This is a genomic window from Deltaproteobacteria bacterium HGW-Deltaproteobacteria-6, from assembly GCA_002840435.1.
In the GTDB taxonomy this organism is placed as follows: domain Bacteria; phylum Desulfobacterota; class Syntrophia; order Syntrophales; family Smithellaceae; genus UBA8904.
The window spans coordinates 14,566-32,316 of record PHAT01000010.1; the positions used below are offsets into that span (position 1 = coordinate 14,566).

Here is a 17,751-nt window from a genome sequence, read left to right on the forward strand (position 1 = left end):
TATTGCAACCTGGAGAATATTTTGTTATTTTTGAAATGGATATTAGAAATTCTATTTTTAAAGACGATAACCAAAGGAGGATGATATGAAGTTAAGATTCGTTTCGATGACGGTTCTGGCGGGGATATTACTTTTATTTACATCAGCCGGTTTTTGTCAGAATGCGGTGAGCATGTCTGAATGGGTGGAAAAAGTTGGTCAGATGGGTTCGATAAATTGGTCGGCAGGTTATATTGAGGCGACCGGTATCGGTGCGCCGCCTGACAAATATATGGGCAAACCAGCCGGCCGTCCAATGGCTTTACGCGCGGCGAAAGTTGATGCCTACCGCAATTTATTGGAAATAACAAAAGGCGTTCAGGTTGACTCGGCGACCACTGTGAAAGATTTTATGGTGGAAAGCGATGTGATTAATACGCAAGTCAATGGACTGGTGAAGGGTGCCGTAACGGTGAATCAGGAATACATGTCGGATGGCACGGTGGAAGTTAAGTTGAGAATGCCGTTATATGGCGATTTACCCAGAATTGTGGTTCCTAAACAAAAAACGATTGCGCCTCCCGAACCCGTCGCGCCCGCACCTCCCGCGCCGGCAGCCCCGGCGCCTGTAGTTGCAGCCCCGGCAGCCCCGGCGCCCGCGGCCTATTCCGGACTGGTGGTTGATGCCCGCGGAATTTCCGCACGCCCGGCCATGTCTCCGCGCATTTATGATGAAGACGGCAAAGAAGTTTATGGTTCGGCCAATGTGGAACGTGAATATGCCGTCCAGCAGGGCATGAGCGGTTATGCGCGCGATCTTACGGCGGCTCAGAGCAATCAGCGTGTTACGGCCAATCCGATAACGGTTAAAGGGTTGAAAAACGCCGGCGCCGGCAGATCCGACGTTGTGATCAGCAATGCCGACGCGCAGCAGATTCGCGCCTCGGCGGACAATGCGTCGTTTATGAAAAAATGCCGGGTGATGATTGTTCTGGATTAAACCGGGATGCCAGGTCGCATGTAAGTTACCACCTTGCAGGTGGTAATTGCCGACAAGGAAGAATTTATTTGTTACGTGCTCCCCTGCGGGATGCGCTTCCGGTCTTCGGCTGACTTTGTTGGCTGTGTCGTCGGCTTCCTCAACGTATAAATAATACGCCTGCGGAGCCTCCTCCTTGCCGCAGCTGATACTTTGAATGCAACATGGTATGAACATTTGAAAAAATGAGGCCGCAGTCACGAACGCTTTTGTGCCTGCGGCTTTTTTCTGTGAAGCCATAAAACCGGGATTGAAAAGGAATAAAAATTGTCCAGGCGAATTATTGTTCTCTCCGAAGAAGTAGCCAACCAGATTGCCGCCGGAGAAGTGGTGGAAAGACCGGCCTCGATTGTCAAGGAACTGGTCGAAAATGCCATCGACGCGGGCGCCAGGGATATTCACGTGGAACTCACAAGAGGCGGCTGCCAGTTCATTAAAGTCGTGGATAACGGATCGGGCATTGAACGCGAAGATGTCGCGCTGGTTTTTGAACGTCATGCCACCAGTAAAATATCCCGGCTGGATGATATATACAGTGTCGGATCATTCGGCTTCCGGGGAGAAGCGATGGCCAGTATTGCCTCCGTTGCGCGCGTGGAGATGCTGACCCGCCGTCTTGCTGATCTGGCCGGAACAAAAGCCGTGGTCCAGGCCGGCTGTATTTCCGATCTGTCTCCCGCCGGTTTGCCACCCGGAACACAAATAACCGTGACGGAACTCTTTGCCAATGTGCCGGCGCGCCGGAAGTTTCTCAAGACCGAGGCCACCGAGCAGAGTGTCTGTCTTGATGCGATTACGCGTCTGGCGCTGGCGCATCCCGAAGTCCGGTTTCATGTCAAGGCCGACGGAAGGGAGGTGTTTGCCGCGCCTGTTGTTGCCGGGGTCTCCGAGCGAATTGCCATGATCATGGGAGATGACTTTACAGGTCATTGCATGGCAGTAAACGAGCAGAAAGAAAATGTCCGGATCAAAGGTTTTATTTCCACGCCGGAATATACAAAATCCAACTCCAAAAGCATTTATTTGTTTGTCAATTCCCGTTTCATCCGGGACAACAGCATGACGCATGCGGTGCTTGCGGCCTACCGGCAGGTTACTCCGCCGCGCCGCTATCCCGCAGCGGTTCTGTTTATTGATCTCCCGGGTGAGGAAGTCGATATTAATGTTCATCCGGCCAAACTGGAGGTCCGTTTCAAAAATGCCCGCGGGGTTTACGATCTGGTTTCCAAGACAGTAGCGCAAAGCCTTGCCGGTGCGCAGACGTCGCCTGCCGCGTTTGCTTATCGTTTAACACCGCGCGAAACAACATCCGCGTCTTCCGGATTCTGGAGGCCTAAAGATTCTTATTCATCTTCGGACCGGCCCCGTGAAATTTATTCGCGGCAGAATCTGCAGCAGGCGATTGATGATGATTTATTGATGCGCGCGGGAAATATTTCCGATGCTCCCTTGATGGTTAAAGAGGGTTCGTCCGGAGAAAGGATCACCTTTGCCAATCGAAAATATCTGGGCCAGTTTGCCGATACCTATCTGGTTTTTGGCGCTGCCGACGGTGTGGTGCTGGTGGATCAGCATGCGGCGCATGAACGGATTATTCTGGAGCGTTTAAAGGCATCATCCGCCGGCATCGCCGTGAGTCAGCCCTTATTGATGCCGGAGGTCGTAAGCGTCACCCCCGCGCAAATCAGTCTCTTTGAGGGTGCGCTCCCTTTGCTTTCCGGCATCGGTCTGGAACTGGAAATATTCGGCCGCGACGCCATCGTGGTGAAGGCCATGCCTGCGTGCTTACCGCATGTTCCGCCCGGCGACATTATTTCCGATCTGGCCGATCAGCTGGGCGACGGCCAGGCATCGCCGTCGCTTGTGGAACGCAAAGAAAAGATCCTGGCGTCGCTTGCCTGCCGTGCCGCGATCAAGGCCAATTCGGTTCTTTCCCCCGAAGAGGTTGCCGCCCTGTGCCGTGACCTGGAAGCGACACCTTTCAACGCCACCTGTCCGCACGGACGCCCGATCAGCGTGCAATTTTCTCTCTATGAAATTGAACGAATGTTTAAACGGAAATAATCAAGATGCCTAAAATTCCACTCGTTGTCATCTGCTCACCCACGGCGACAGGAAAAACCCGCCTTGCTGTTGAACTGGCGAAGGCCCACGGCGGAGAAATCCTCAATGCCGACTCCTTGCAGGTTTACCGCTATCTGGATATCGGGACGGCCAAACCGACCCTCGCCGAGAGAGAAGGGGTGCCGCATCATCTGATCGATGTTGTAGAACCGGATGAAGAATTCAACGCAGCGATTTATGTTGAGCAGGCGAGAGCGATCATTGAAACACTGGCAAAAGAAAATAAACCGGTTTTTGTAGTCGGCGGAACGGGCTTGTATATCCGGACCCTTTTACAGGGTATCATTGAAACACCGCCGGTCGATGAAAATATCCGCAATTATTATCGGCAGCTCCGTGATCGTCACGGCCGCGAATATCTGTTCGGACTCCTGAGCCTGCGGGACCCGCTGGCGGCCGGAAGCATCAATCCTAATGACGCGGTAAGGGTAATCCGGGCGCTGGAAGTTCTGGAGCAAAGCGGTCAGTCCATCATCGCTTTACAGCAAAAACATGCATTTGCCGATTGTCCCTATGATGTATGCAAAATCGGCCTCCGCGTTGAACGGACCGAATTGAAAAAGAGAATTGCCGTAAGGACGGAAATGATGGTGGAAACCGGGCTGGTTGAAGAAGTGCGGGGTCTTCTGGCGCGGGGTTACAGTGAAAAACTCAAACCGCTGCAATCCCTGGGATATAAGCAGACGGTGGAATTCATCCGGGGCAGGTCCGCATGGGATCGGACGCTCGATTTAATTAACCGGGATACCTGGCAATATTCCAAAAGACAGATGACATGGTTTTCGGCAGACAAAGCCATTAACTGGTTTGCTCCGGATCAGGTTGATGATATCAGAAAAACCATAGAAACATTCAGAGATATCAAGCATTCATTTTAAAACTAACCCTGATGAACCCGCAGGAAACACTCTGCAATCTATTTATCCGGTCATCAATATTGACTTGACTTAAAACCGCACTAAAGCTAGTTATGGACTGCGTTTTAACGAAATTTTGAAAAAAATATTAAGTGGCAAACCTTTTAAGTTAAGGAAAGGAGCAAAATATGTTTCGCGGCTATAGAATGAACAAAGCTCTGTCGCTGATCATGCTGTTTGCAGCTGTTTTACTGATGGTCGCCTGCTCACCTGCGGCCCGGGTGCCGGTGAGCCAGCTGGATACTCCTGAACATCATGTCTACACAGGGATGAAGCTGCTCGATCAGGAAAAGTATGTTGATGCTCAGAGAGAATTTGATCTGGCCTTACAATTGGACAATAAATATTCCAAGGCTTATACCGGTCTCGGACTGGTTAAAACTTATACGGCTGATTTTAAGGGTGCATGGGATAATCTAGCAAAGGGCGCCAAGTATGCCAGGGCCGATGATGAAAAACTTTTCAGCAAAGTCGGTCATATCCGGTATTTTACGCAGGGCAAACTGGAAAAGAAATGGCTGGCTCTTTCCAGGGATGAATTTGATGATGCGGTAAAAATCGATCCGAAGTATTCCGCCGCCTATTATTTTATGGGTCTGGCTTACAAACAAGGCTATGACTTTAATGCGGCGGGCCAGATGTTTACCAAAGTTCTGGAGATTAAGACGGATTATGTGGGCAAGGCCGACAACGAGTGGAATTTTATCCAGAAGGTTCAGCGGGCGATGCCCGGTTCCGTGACGGGCAAACAGATTGCTCTGGTGGAACGGATTACCCGTGCGGACGCCGCGGCCCTGTTTATGGAAGAATTGAAAATTGATATTCTGTATAAAAAGAGGACACCGAAGACGTTTGATACCTCTTTCAAGGACCCGGAAAAAGCCGCCCGGATGGCCAAGCAGGTTACAGCGACGGCCAATGACATTGCCAACCACCCTTTAAGGGTTGATATTGAGGGAATATTGGAAATCGGCGTGCGGGGTTTGGAAAATAATCCGCAGGGCAACTTCCAGCCTGCCGAAGTTCTGAACCGTGCCGAGTATGCCATGATGCTGGAAGATGTTTTAATCAAGGTGTCAGGCGATAACGCATTGGCTACCAAGTTTATCGGTTCAATCTCGCCTTTTCCCGACCTGCGTCCGGACTTGCCTTATTTCAATTCCGTGATGGTTGTGACATCCCGCGGCATCATGCAAGCCGCGGATATGACCAGTGGTGAATTCGCACCGCTTAAGCCCGTGGCCGGTGTGGACGCTCTTTTGATTATCCGTAAAGTTAAGGATGAGTTAAACTTTAACTAGCGGCGGTTTTGCAGAGTTCTTCAAGAGGCGGAACAGGTTTGTTCCGCCTCAATTTTGAACGCGGACAGGCGATAAAAAAAATCGTAGTCGAAAAGGGCGCAAGCCCTTTTATGTATTTATAGATGGGAGAGTAATATTTCATGGCAATCAAAGAGTTGGGTAAAGCATTTGAACCGGCCGAAGCCGAAAAAAGGTTATACGAATACTGGATTAAAAATAAGTATTTTCATGCTCAGGATAAAAGCGAAGCGCCGGCTTTTTCCATCGTTATCCCGCCGCCGAATGTAACCGGGATACTGCACATGGGGCATGCGCTCAACAATACCCTGCAGGATGTCATCATCCGTTTCAAAAGGATGCAGGGGTATAACACGCTGTGGATGCCGGGCATGGATCATGCGGGTATTGCCACGCAGAATGTGGTGGAGCAGCAATTAAGGAAGGAAGGATTATCCCGCCATGATCTGGGACGAGAGAAATTTATTGCCCGTGTCTGGGAATGGAAAGAAAAATACGGCGGCGTGATTATCAATCAACTGAAACGTCTGGGCTGTTCCTGCGATTGGGACCGCGAACGCTTCACCATGGACGAAGGCCTTTCTCAGGCGGTCCGGGAAGTATTTGTAAGGCTCTATAATGAAGACATGATTTACCAGGGCGACTATATTGTCAACTGGTGCCCGCGGTGCCACACCGCCATTTCCGATCTGGAAGTGGAGTTCAAACAGGACCAGAGCTTCCTGTGGAATATCCGTTATCCTTACGCCGACGGCAGCGGAGACATTGTCGTGGCCACGACGAGGCCGGAGACGATGCTGGGAGACACGGCTGTGGCTGTTCATCCGGACGATCCGCGTTATAAGGACAAAATCGGCAAATTTGTTATTCTGCCGCTCATGAACAAGCAGATACCGGTCATTGCCGACGACTATGTGACGATGGATTTCGGCTCCGGCGCCGTGAAGATTACCCCCGGTTCCGATCCCAACGATTTTGCCATGGCCCAGCGGCATAACCTGGAGATCATCTCTGTCATGGACGGGCACGGCATCATCAACGAGCACGGCGGAAAGTATAAAGGACAGGATCGTTATGAGGCGCGCGCCAATGTGGTTGCCGATCTGGAAAAGGGCGGTTATATGGTCGGCACCGAACCTTACGCGCACAATGTCGGCCAGTGTTACCGGTGCAAAACGGATATTGAGCCGATGGTGTCCAAACAATGGTTTGTTAAAATCAAGCCTCTGGCCAAACAGGCGATCGCCGCTGTAACCAAGAAAAAGACAAAGATCGTACCCGCATCCTGGGAAGCAACGTATTTTGACTGGATGAATAATATCCGCGACTGGTGCATTTCGCGTCAGTTGTGGTGGGGACACCGCATTCCCGTGTGGTATTGCGGCAATTGCGGCAAAGTGATTGTCTCCACGGTCGATGCCGATTCATGCCCCATTTGTGAAAGCACGGAGCTCCGTCAGGATGAAGATGTGCTGGATACATGGTTCAGCTCTTCGCTCTGGCCTTTTTCCACGTTGGGCTGGCCCAAGAGGACCCCGGCGCTCAAAACGTTTTATCCGACGTCGCTGCTTATAACCGGATTCGACATTCTCTTTTTCTGGGTGGCCCGTATGATGATGATGGGCATTTACGTCATGAAGGACGTGCCCTTTAAAGATGTTTATCTCCATGCGCTGGTGCGTGACGAAAAAGGCGAGAAGATGAGCAAGTCCAAGGGCAACAGCATTGACCCGCTGCTCATGATCGATCAGTATGGTACGGACGCGTTCCGCTTTACGCTGGCCGCTTACACCGCGCAGGGACGCGACGTGCGCATGTCGCCGGAACGCATCGAAGGCTATAAATTTTTCGTCAATAAAATCTGGAATGCGGCCAAGCTGACCATGAATAACCTGGCGGATTTCGATGAATCCGCGCCGGTCACCGCTTCCGATTCATTGCCGGACAAATGGATCAAGGCGAAATTAAACGAAGCGATTGAAGCCGTTACACGCAGTCTTGATGAATACCGTTTCAACGATGCCACGGCCGCCATTTATAATTTTATCTGGCATGAGTACTGCGACTGGTATCTGGAAATCAGCAAACCCGCGCTCTATGGCAAGATCAGCCCCGAGCAGAAACAGGTGACCCAAGCCACGATGAAAGAGGTATTCGGCGTCATGCTGCAACTGCTCCATCCCTTCATGCCGTTTGTGACGGAGGAGCTCTGGCAGACCCTGCATGGAAGCGATGAAAACTCCATCATGGTCAGTAAATTTCCTGTGGCGGCCGAAGCCGGGGAAAATCAGGCGGCGGAAAAAGAAATGGAAATGCTCATGGAGATCATTACGTCGATCCGCAACATCCGCGGCGAAATGCGGATTCCGCCTTCACAGAAATTAAAGGTTTTGATTTCTGTTGCAGATGAGCAAACTAAAAAGACGATTGAAACAGGCAGAGGGTACATTCTGAATTTATCCAATCTGGAATCCCTGGCTGTGGAAGTGAATCTGGTAGAGCCCAGGGGTGTGGCCACCGGCGTGGTCGGCGCGACAAAAATATTCGTTCCACTGTCCGGCATTGTGGATATTGCCGGAGAGAAAGCGCGCCTGGAGAAGGAACTGGCGAAAGTCTCCAAAGATCTGGAGCAGAGTTCCCGGAAGCTTTCCAACAGCGATTTCCGTGACAAAGCCGCACCGGAAATTATTCAGAAGGAAGAAGGCAAATTAAAAAGTTTTCAGGAAAAATTTGCCGCTCTGGAGGGGGCGCTCAAGAAATTAAAGGAAATTGCCGTGTAATGATTTGGTGTCATCGCGAGGCAGCGTCGCAATGACTGAAGAAGCGCTTTCCAGTCTATAAGACTATGACAGAACAACATGAGACAAGTGATGGTTTCTCCACAAATTCAAAACATCATTAAAGCCGCACTGGCGGAGGATATCGGCGCCGGCGACATCACGACGCAGGCCACCGTCAGTCCGGAGTCGAAGGGCAGGGCGCAGGCCATTGCCAAAGACGATTTTGTCGTCGCCGGACTGGATGTATTTGAGGGAACCTTTAAATGCCTGGATAAGAAGATCAAAGTTACAAGATTGATTGAAGACGGACGCCTTGCCTCGAAAGGCGATGTCATCGCTGAAGTTGCGGGCGGTCTGTCTGATATTCTGCAGGCGGAACGTGTTGCCCTGAATCTGTTTCAGCGCATGTGCGGGATCGCTACGCTGACCTCCAGGTATGTGGAAGCCGTGCACGGTACAAAAGTAAAAATTCTCGACACCCGCAAGACCATGCCCGGCCTGCGTGTTCTGGATAAAATGGCTGTATGCTTGGGCGGCGGGACTAATCACCGCATCGGACTTTATGATGGCGTACTCATCAAGGACAACCATATTGAAGCCGCAGGGGGCATCACCAAAGCGGTTGCCGCCCAAAGAAAGCATCTGACGCGCAGGCTGAAAATCGAAGTGGAAACAAAAAATCTGGAGGAAGTCAAAGAAGCCCTGAACTGCGGCGTGGATATCATCATGCTGGATAATATGACCACTGCCGCCATGAAGAAAGCCGTCGCCTGGGTTTCCGGCCGCGCCCTTCTGGAAGCATCGGGCAACGTCAATCTTAAACGTGTTCGAGAAATTGCGGCGACCGGCGTCGATTTTATATCCGTGGGTGAACTCACTCACTCCGTTCGGGCAGCGGATATTTCCCTGAAGATCAGAGGCGGCAGGTGAGGCGTCGTTCGTATCCCGCTGCGCCACCCGAATGGGTGGAATCTCGTGAAGCGTGAAAAGCATGTCTTGCGCTATGAACCTGAATCAAGAATCCCTGAAACAAAATCTGGCCGGAAAATTTATCGGCCATCAGCTTCATTATTATGAAGAAATCGGTTCGACCAACGATGAGGCGTTTCGTTTCGGTATTCAAGGCGCGCCGGAAGGTACGGTGCTGGTTGCCGAAAGCCAGAGCGGGGGAAAAGGCAGGATGCAGCGCGTCTGGCATTCCCCGGCGGGTGCTAATATTTACACGTCCGTTATTTTGCGCCCTCATTTCGAACCGGCGCACGCGACGCAAATTTCCATTGCTGCCGGTGTTGCAGTGGCCGAAACCCTTGGCCCGTATTGCAGGAGCAAAGTACTGCTCAAGTGGCCCAATGATGTCCTGATCGACGGTAAAAAAGTCTGTGGAATTCTGTCTCAAATGAAAATGTCGGGAAACGCCATTGACTTTATTGTGGCGGGAATCGGTATTAACGTCAATCTGAACCGTGAACAATTTCCGCAGGATATTCAATCTATTGCCACCTCTCTGGCCATGGAGGCGGGGCGGGAAATTTCACGCGAGGAATTGATAATTAGCCTGTATGAAAATTTGTCAAAATGGTATAGAGAGCTTCTGCAAAGCGGGTTTGCCCCGATCAGGGAAAAGTGGCTTTGCCTGTCGCCGATGATCGGTCAGACGGTTTCGGTGCTGTTTCGGGAAGAAGCGGTGAGCGGCAAAGCCACTGGACTTGGAGAAGACGGTTCATTAATTCTTCTGACGGATACAAATAAAACAATTCAGGTCTCGGCAGGAGACGCGACAATTCTAAAGAGGTGAATCATATGCTGTTAGTCATTGATGTCGGTAACACCAATACCGTCTTAGGTCTCTATGACGGCGAACATTTAGTCCACGACTGGCGGATCCGGACGGAGATTGATCACACCATTGATGAGTACGGCGTTCTGATCTCCAATCTTTATCATTCCAGCCGGATGAAAGAAAAAGAGATCAAGGCTGTTACGGCGATTATTATTTCCTGCGTTGTTCCCCCGATGCTCAATATCCTGGAGCCTCTCTGCGTCAAGTATTTTAACATCAAACCGATGATTGTAGGGCCGGGCATCAAAACGGGCATGCCTATTTTTTATGATAATCCCAAGGAAGTGGGCGCGGACCGGATTGTCAACGCGGTCGCCGCTTTTCACAAGTATCGTCAGGAATCCATTATTGTGGATTTCGGCACAGCGACCACCTTTGATTATGTCTCGCCCAAAGGCGAATACATGGGCGGCTGCATCGCGCCGGGTATCGTGATTTCCAGCGATGCGCTGTTTGCGCGCGCCTCCAAGCTGCCGCGCGTTGAATTCAGCAAACCCAAAACGGTTATCACGAAAGACACGGTCAGCGCTATTCAGGCAGGTATCATGTTCGGTTATGCGGGACTGGTGGATGGCATCGTAGCGCGCATGAAAGCGGAGGTCAAAACAAAACCGATGGTGATTGCGACGGGAGGACTGGCGCGGGTTGTAGCGCAGGAAGCAAAGAGCATCGATAAAATCGAAGAGATGCTGACGCTGGAGGGTTTGCGTCTCATTTATGATCTTAATAATAAACCATGCTAAACGTTGGCTTAACAGGCGGTATCGCCTGCGGGAAATCCACTGTGGCGGAAATGTTTGTGCGTCTGGGCGGGCATCTGATTGATTTTGATAAGCTGGCTCACGAAGTGCAGGAACCGGGAAAGCCCGCTTGGCAGGATGTTGTCAACTGTTTCGGCTCGGAGATTTTGCAGCCGGACCGGAGAATCGACCGCAACAAACTGGGGGCGGTTGTTTTCAACTATCCGGCAAAGCTCAAAAGGCTCAACACCATCGTTCATCCGCGCGTTTTTGAAGAGTGGTGCCGACGACTGGAAGAAATTCAAACGCAGGCGCCTCACGCTATCGTCTTTTCGGATGTCCCTCTTTTATTTGAAGGAGGAATGCAGCATTTGTTTGAATTGACGATTTTAGTGATGATTGCGCCTGTACAGCAAATTGAGCGCCTCATGACGCGAAATGCCGTTTGCCGGGATGATGCTGAGCTTCGCTTGAATTCTCAGATGCCGATTGGAGAAAAAGTCGGTCTTGCCGATATTGTGATTGATAATTCCTGCGACGTTTTCGAAACGGAGAAGAAAGTGGCTGACGTATGGCGGGATTTGCTGGAACGGGAAAAGAATAAAAGAAACTGAATGGTTCAATCCCTGGGTATGAATTCCCATGGCATATAATAAAAATCGGAGGTAAAAAATGATTGAAAAAAACGTCAAAACGGACTTCAGCGCAACCGTATCCTCACCGGTGATCGGAGAAGGCACGTTTGTTCATCCGCTTGCAGCTGTAATCGGCAATGTGATTCTGGGAAGTAATGTGATGGTCGCGCCGACGGCCTCAGTGCGCGGCGACGAAGGCCAGCCGCTTTATGTCGGCAACGATACCAATGTCCAGGACGGCGTGGTTATTCACGCATTAGAGACGGAACTGAATGGCAAGCCGGTGGAAAAGAATCTGATGGAAGTCGATGGGAAAAAATATGCGGTTTATGTGGGAAACCGTGTGTCGTTGGCCCATCAGGTGCAGATTCACGGGCCGGCAGTCGTCATGGACGATACGTTTGTCGGCATGAAAGTTCTGGTGTTTAAATCGTTTGTCGGGAAAAACTGTGTCATTGAACCCGGCGTAATTTTAATGGGCGTCAAAGTGGCCGACGGCCGCTACGTGCCGGTCGGATCGGTCATCAAAACCCAGGCCGAAGCGGATGCGCTGCCCGTGATCACCGCCGACTATCCGCTCAAGGATATGAATAAAGGCGTGCTGCACGTGAATAAGGCGCTGGCCAAGGGCTATCTGGCAGCAGCAAAATAGTTATTTGGAGGACAGGCAAAACAGCCGGTTCCTGTCATGATCTGGAACCGGTTGTTTTTCATTAAGTCATGTTAATCAAAAGCCCTTCCGTTAAAAATGAAAAGAAAAATGCCTGTCTTTCCTGCGGCACGACTAAAGATATTAAAAATCGCCGCTATTGTTCTGTAAAATGCCGTCAGCATCTGCGGCAAAAACTCAACACCCGGAGCGGTCTGCTGCAGGCCTTGAACACGCGCTACGCATCCTTTTATTTTACCGACGAAATGATCATTCTGGATGTTGTCCCTCATGGTATCCGGGAAATATTCCGTTATACGGCTTTACGCACGGATGACTTGAAACCGGCCGAGGATTTCGGAGTTCTGACCAACAGGCTGGGTGATGCCTGGTGGGCGGAAGAAAAGAAGACCAAGAAAAACTATCTGGCTTCCCGTCGGGTTCTGGAACTGGCGGAAAGACATGTGATTTCAGAAGGGCTGATGCGGCCGCGATTAATCAAGGTTGCCACAGCCAAACCGGAAAATTTAGTGCTGCTGGATATGGCCAAGGCTGACCTGAGCTCCCGCGAACTGATTAAAATGATCAAAAACGCTTACCGGCGGCAGGTTAAAATTCATCATCCTGATGCGGGCGGCAAGGCCGCCACTTTCCGCAAGATCCATGAAGCCTATAAAGAACTGCTGCTCTGGGCCGAACATCCGACATTCATCAGGCGCCGCGGCTTTTCCGACAAATGGTATTATGACGGCGACAACAAAAAATGGGTTCAGCCGGTGCCGGTGAAGAAATAATCTGAAGGCTGAATGAAATATCTTTTAAGCAAATTCTATATTCATTCTGTCACCTGGAAAAGGTGTTCCTTCGCCATGTGATCCCGGAATGCAATTCAACTCAGTCAGGCTTTACAGCAAAATCTGCAAGAACCGCGTCTTTCAAAAAAGGCTCTTGCATTTATTTTTCGCCGCCGCCCAGCGCCTTATAGAGCGCAACGGCATTGTTGAGACGGGCAAGCTGCAACATGATCAAACCCTGTTGTGCGCCGTAGAGAGAGCGCTGCGCGTCAAGAACGGAGAGGTAACTGTCAATGCCCTTTGCATAACGGGACCCGGAGAGGCGGTAAGCCACGGCAAGAGCGTCAACCAGAGATTGCTGCGCCTCGATCTGCTGATTCACCGTGCCCTTCACGGCCAGTGCATCGGCAACTTCCCGAAAAGCCGTCTGGATGGCCTTCTCATACTGAGCCACGTATATTTCCTTGTCTATTTTGGTGACATCGTATGCAAACCATGTTCGGGCGTCGAAGATCGGCATAACAATCTGCGGAGTGAAGCTCCATGCACCCGAACCGGATTTGAAGAGTCCTGAGAGATCGGCACTGGCGGTTCCGAGAACAGCCGTCAGTGAGATGCGGGGAAAGAAAGCCGCACGTGCGGCGCCGATATTGGCGTTGGCCGCCTTGAGCTGATGTTCCGCCGCCAGGACATCGGGCCGGCGCAAGAGCAGTTCTGAGGATAGACCGGCGGATATCTCCCGGGGCGGGCGAATGCCGGCTAATTGGGACGGCAGGAGTTCCGGCAATACCGGAGTTCCAACCAGAAGATGCAGAGCGTTTTCAGCCTGCGCCGTAAGCTGCGTGTAACGGGCGACATCGCCCCGCGCTATATCCACCTGGCTTTGGGCGCGCATTAGATCCAACTCGGATGTCATGCCGACATCATGGCGTTTCCTGATTATTTTGTAGGTAGATTCCTGGGTCTCCAGTGTTTTCGTCACCAGTTGGAGCGCTTCCCGGTTTGCAGCCAGGGCCAGATATGCCTGTGTCACTGTGGATATCAACACCATCTGCGCGCTGCGGCGGGCCTCGTCCGTGGCCAGATATTGTTCCAGTGCCTGGTCTTTCAGACTGCGGATACGGCCGAAGAAGTCTATTTCCCAGGATGTGATGCCGAGGTTGACATCGTATCGTTCAGAAGTCATGGCGCTGCCGGAGGATGAAAGGTCAGCCGGAACACGTGCTTTAGTCCAACTCCCTGTGGCGTTGACCGAAGGCAGGATGGATACCTTTCCGATGCCGTAAAGCGCTTCCGCCCTCTCTGCATTCAGCGCCGCCACACGCAAATCGCGGTTGTTTTTCAAGGCGGCTTCAATAATTTTTTGCAACGTCTCGTCGATGATGAACTCACGCCATGCCAGCTCTGATACGGCAGGAGCCGGTGCTGCGGATGCCGTATTATAGGCTGCGCCGGTCGGCCATTGGGACGGCACCGGAGCATCCGGGCGTTCATATCTGGGGGCGAGGGTACAGCCGCCCAGTAAGAAGACGATGACAACTAGAAGAAGGAAGAACTTTGGATCCGTGTCATTTCGACCGCAGGGAGAAATCTTGAAAGTTTGGAAACGTTTAGATTTCTCGTCGTTGATCTCCTCGAAATGACAAAATTCGAAGGTTTTGAGGAAGGTTCTGTTCATATCATTTAACCTCTGGTGGATTCACATGACTTTCACCGGTCGATTTCGGGTTCCTTTTAGCAAAAAACTTTTCGAACATAGTAAAAAAGGAGCTTTGATCTTTCGTGCCGTCCGGTTTCTGTTTTTGCCTTTTTCCGAAGAGCTTTTCAATCAGGACAAAGAATAAGGGTGAAAAAATAACCACCAGGACCGTGGCGCTTATCATGCCTCCCAGCACGCTCGTTCCGATGGCATTCTGGGCCCCGGCGCCTGCACCCGTAGTGAGTGCCAGGGGCAGAACCCCGAAACCGAAGGCGAGCGATGTCATGAGAATCGGTCGGAATCTGAGTTTTGCTCCCTCAATTGTGGCTTCGATAAGCTCCATGCCCCTTTCCTCAACGCCGCTCTTGGCGAACTGGGCGATCAGAATGGCGTTCTTGGTGGCGAGCCCCAGCGTGGTGAGCAGGCCGATCTGGAAATAGACGTCATTGGCCAGTCCTCTCATACTTGAAGAGATGACACCGCCGATGACCCCCAGTGGCAGCATAAGCAGGATGGCGATGGGGATGGTCCAGCTCTCGTAAAGCGCGGCCAGACACAAAAAGATCACGAAAATGGAAAAGGCATACAAAAGCGGCGCCTGGGAGCTGGCCATCCGCTCCTGGTAGGAAAGTCCGCTCCAGTCAAAACCGAAACCGCTGGGAAGCTTTCCCATCGCTTCTTCCATGGCCTGCATGGCTTCGCCTGAACTTTTGCCGGGCGCGGGTTCTCCCCAGATGTTGATGGAGGGAAATCCGTTAAAGCGCGTCAGTCTGGGAGATCCGGACGTCCAGCGACCCGCGGCAAACGAAGAAAAGGGGACCATCGTGCCCGATTTATTGCGAACGTAAAGTTTTTCCAGATCCTTGGGCAGCATACGGAAGCGGGCATCCGCCTGTATGTATACCCTTTTGATGCGGCCGCCCTGAACGAAGTCGTTGGCATAGGCGCTGCCGAAGGCCGCTGAAAGCGTGTTATGGATAGAGGTAATGGGAATTCCGAGGGCGCCGGCTTTCGCCCAGTCCACATCGATGCGGTACTGGGGGACATCCGCCATGCTGTTGGGCCGGACTTTGATGACCCTCTCATCCCTGGCCATGAGTCCGAGCAGCTGATATTGTCCGTCCATCAGGGCCTGATGACCCAGACCCCCGCGGTCCAGCAGCTGAAAGTCGAATCCCATGGACATGCCCAGTTCAGGAACAGGCGGCGGCTGGAAAGCGAACACCATGGCGTTGCGGTAACCGGAAAAGGTTTTCATGGCTCTTCCCACGATGGCCTTGGCTTTCAAATCAGCCCGGCCCCGCAAATGCCAGTCCTTGAGCCTGATCCAGACCATTCCGTTGTTCTGCGCCCGCCCCGAAAATCCGATACCGGTAATGGCCATCACCATTTCCACTGCTTCTTTTTCGTTTTCATTAAAATACTTTTCAATTTGTTTCGTGAGCTCTCCGGTCTGTTCCAGGGTCGTACCGGTGGGCATGATGACCTGGGCCAGCAGGATTCCCTGGTCTTCATCCGGAAGATAAGCGGTGGGCATGCGCAGAAACAGGACGCCCATGATCACGACAATTACGAGAAAGACGACCAGATAGCGTTTCTTCCTGGAGAGGGAATGGCCGATCAGTTGCACGTAACGGTCCCGAAAACCGAAAAAAGCGCGATCAAACCACCGGAAAAAAGGCTTCATGAAAAAAATGGCATTTTCCGCCGGTTGATGTCCGGCTTTCACCGGTTTGAGGAGCGCGGCGCACAAAACCGGCGTCAGGATCAAGGCCACAACCACTGAAAGAAGCATTGCTGAAATAATCGTAATGGAAAACTGGCGGTAGATGACGCCGGTTGAACCCGGGAAGAAGGCCATAGGGCCGAAAACGGCGGAGAGCACCAGTCCGATGCCGATGAGCGCGCTTGTGATCTGTTCCATGGACTTTGCGGTGGCTTCTTTGGGTGGAAGTCCTTCTTCGGCCATGATCCGTTCCACGTTTTCCACCACTACGATGGCGTCATCCACCAGAAGTCCGATGGCCAGCACCATGGCAAACATCGTCAGCATGTTGATCGAGAATCCAAAGAGGCCCAAAATAGCGAAAGTTCCCAGAAGCACCACCGGCACGGCGATCGTGGGAATCAGGGTGGCCCGCATGTTGCCCAGGAAAAGCCACATCACCAGGAAGACCAGCACGATGGCGATGAACAGAGTCTTGATCACTTCATCGATGGAGACTTTGATGAATTTGGTCGAGTCACTGGGATAGACGACTTTTAATCCGGCGGGGAAAAACCGGCTCATCTCCGCCATTTTTGCTTTTACCGCATCAGCCGTATCCAGGGCGTTGGCGTCCGGAGACTGCCGGATAGCGATGCCCGCGGCAGGTCTGCCGTTGTTGGAAACCTGGATATCGTAAATCTCAGTGCCCAGTTCGGTTCGTCCGACATCGCTGATTCGCACAATGGAGCCGTCCGGATTGGTGCGAAGAGGAATGGCCGCGAATTCTTCCGGCGTGGAAAGCATATTCTGAACGATGATGGAGGCATTTAAACGCTGGCCGGGAACGGCGGGCGCCCCGCCGAACTGGCCTGCGGAAACCTCCACATTATAGGCTTTGAGTGCGGCCAGCACATCCTCCATGGTCATGTTGTAAACCGTCAGGCGTTCCGGGTTAAGCCAGACGCGCATGGCATAGCCGCCTCCGAAAACTTCCACCTCACCAACGCCGGGGACGCGCGCCAGAATTTTTTCCAGATTGGATTTGGCATAGTCTCTCAGATCCGTACCGTCCATGGAGCCGTCTTCCGAAACCAGGCCGACAAACAAAAGATAGTTCCGGGTGGACTTGGAGACCTGAACGCCCTGACTCTCCACCACATCGGGGAGGTTCGTCATGGCGGATTGAACTTTGTTTTGCACCTTGGCCCAGGCGATATCCGGATCGGTCCCCGGCTTGAAGGTCAGCTCCAGACGGGAGCCGCCGGCAGAATCGCTGGAGGCGGACATGTAGATAAGATTATCCAGACCGGTCATCTTCTGCTCGATGACCTGGGTGACGCTGTTTTCCACCGTTTCGGCTGACGAGCCGGGGTATGAGGCTGAAATCGCAATAGTGGGCGGAGCCATCTGCGGATATTGGGAAATGGGCAGGTTATAGATGGCGATACAGCCTACCGCCATGATGATGATGGCAATGACCCATGCGAAAACCGGACGATCCAAAAAGAATTTTGATAGCATTTGGGTG

At 51.9% G+C, this 17,751-nt stretch carries 13 protein-coding genes; 11 read left to right on the plus strand and 2 right to left on the minus strand.

Going from position 1 to position 17,751, the window contains the following annotated elements; all coding sequences use genetic code 11:
- The first annotated feature begins 85 nt into the window (after window positions 1-85).
- The 11 genes from CVU71_17425 to CVU71_17475 all read left to right on the plus strand — a co-directional run bounded on the left by CVU71_17425 (window position 86) and on the right by CVU71_17475 (window position 12,816).
- Window positions 86-979, plus strand: a complete 894-nt coding sequence (locus tag CVU71_17425; GenBank protein PKN17076.1) for a hypothetical protein — start codon at window positions 86-88, stop codon at window positions 977-979.
- A 306-nt stretch (window positions 980-1,285) separates the two neighbouring features.
- On the plus strand, window positions 1,286-3,082 hold the full coding sequence (locus CVU71_17430; protein ID PKN17077.1) for a hypothetical protein: 1,797 nt from the start codon (window positions 1,286-1,288) through the stop codon (window positions 3,080-3,082).
- A gap of 5 nt (window positions 3,083-3,087) precedes the next feature.
- On the plus strand, window positions 3,088-4,020 hold the full coding sequence (locus CVU71_17435) for a tRNA (adenosine(37)-N6)-dimethylallyltransferase MiaA (protein PKN17078.1): 933 nt from the start codon (window positions 3,088-3,090) through the stop codon (window positions 4,018-4,020).
- A 167-nt stretch (window positions 4,021-4,187) separates the two neighbouring features.
- On the plus strand, window positions 4,188-5,360 hold the full coding sequence (locus CVU71_17440) for a hypothetical protein (protein ID PKN17079.1): 1,173 nt from the start codon (window positions 4,188-4,190) through the stop codon (window positions 5,358-5,360).
- Window positions 5,361-5,500: 140 nt separating this feature from the next.
- On the plus strand, window positions 5,501-8,158 hold the full coding sequence (locus CVU71_17445; GenBank protein ID PKN17080.1) for a valine--tRNA ligase: 2,658 nt from the start codon (window positions 5,501-5,503) through the stop codon (window positions 8,156-8,158).
- 90 nt (window positions 8,159-8,248) lie between these two features.
- The gene (gene nadC, locus CVU71_17450) at window positions 8,249-9,088 is read left to right on the plus strand and encodes a nicotinate-nucleotide diphosphorylase (carboxylating) (GenBank protein ID PKN17081.1); all 840 of its coding nucleotides are present in this window, start codon (window positions 8,249-8,251) and stop codon (window positions 9,086-9,088) included.
- A gap of 61 nt (window positions 9,089-9,149) precedes the next feature.
- The gene (locus CVU71_17455) at window positions 9,150-9,953 is read left to right on the plus strand and encodes a biotin--[acetyl-CoA-carboxylase] ligase (protein PKN17082.1); all 804 of its coding nucleotides are present in this window, start codon (window positions 9,150-9,152) and stop codon (window positions 9,951-9,953) included.
- A 5-nt stretch (window positions 9,954-9,958) separates the two neighbouring features.
- Window positions 9,959-10,741, plus strand: a complete 783-nt coding sequence (locus CVU71_17460) for a pantothenate kinase (GenBank protein ID PKN17083.1) — start codon at window positions 9,959-9,961, stop codon at window positions 10,739-10,741.
- Window positions 10,735-11,352 (plus strand): dephospho-CoA kinase, encoded by a 618-nt coding sequence (locus tag CVU71_17465; GenBank protein ID PKN17084.1) that lies wholly within the window; start codon window positions 10,735-10,737, stop codon window positions 11,350-11,352. The genes CVU71_17460 and CVU71_17465 overlap by 7 nt, the downstream gene beginning before the upstream one ends.
- Before the next feature lie 58 nt (window positions 11,353-11,410).
- The gene (locus CVU71_17470; GenBank protein ID PKN17085.1) at window positions 11,411-12,025 is read left to right on the plus strand and encodes a carbonic anhydrase; all 615 of its coding nucleotides are present in this window, start codon (window positions 11,411-11,413) and stop codon (window positions 12,023-12,025) included.
- Window positions 12,026-12,093: 68 nt separating this feature from the next.
- Window positions 12,094-12,816 carry a molecular chaperone DnaJ gene (locus CVU71_17475; GenBank protein PKN17086.1) on the plus strand — a complete coding sequence of 241 codons (723 nt, stop codon included), beginning with the start codon at window positions 12,094-12,096 and terminating at the stop codon, window positions 12,814-12,816.
- 160 nt (window positions 12,817-12,976) lie between these two features.
- Here CVU71_17475 and CVU71_17480 read toward each other — a convergent pair whose 3' ends face one another.
- On the minus strand, window positions 12,977-14,494 hold the full coding sequence (locus tag CVU71_17480) for a multidrug transporter (protein ID PKN17087.1): 1,518 nt from the start codon (window positions 14,492-14,494) through the stop codon (window positions 12,977-12,979).
- Window position 14,495: 1 nt separating this feature from the next.
- Window positions 14,496-17,744, minus strand: coding sequence for a hydrophobe/amphiphile efflux-1 family RND transporter (locus tag CVU71_17485; protein PKN17088.1), 3,249 nt, complete (start codon window positions 17,742-17,744; stop codon window positions 14,496-14,498).
- Window positions 17,745-17,751: the final 7 nt, after the last annotated feature.